Origin of the sequence: Paenalicyclobacillus cellulosilyticus, from assembly GCF_014647315.1 — a bacterium.
Classification (GTDB): domain Bacteria; phylum Bacillota; class Bacilli; order Alicyclobacillales; family Alicyclobacillaceae; genus Alicyclobacillus_J; species Alicyclobacillus_J cellulosilyticus.
The window spans coordinates 1,665-1,930 of record NZ_BMOY01000082.1 but is presented as its reverse complement, the minus strand read 5'-3'; the positions used below and the strand labels follow the sequence as shown (position 1 = coordinate 1,930).

Annotated in this window: 1 protein-coding gene; it reads left to right on the top strand. The window is 43.2% G+C overall.

All coding sequences use genetic code 11. The features are described from left to right. Positions 1-85 (top strand): UvrB/UvrC motif-containing protein (locus IEX97_RS14045; RefSeq protein WP_188883506.1); only part of this gene is annotated, 85 nt, incomplete at its 5' end. Positions 86-266 lie beyond the last annotated feature (181 nt).

The window sequence follows — 266 nt, the reverse complement described above, 5'->3', positions numbered from 1 at the left end:
TGCACATGCTGAAAATATGGAATTTGAGCAAGCAGCGGTGGTACGAGATGAGCTGCTGGCTTTAAAGGAACAGTTGAAGCAGTAAGACATCTCACAATTTTGAGTGTCGCATCTTTTATAATTTTGATTTCCTAGCATGGATGCTGTGCTTAAAGCACAGCAGGTAGGTTGTGTTTCAAACATTAACTTATTTACGTCTATGCACGGTGATTTTGACGGCAGTATGGTCAGATTTGACGGGTCCTAGCATGGGGCTGGGCGTAAAC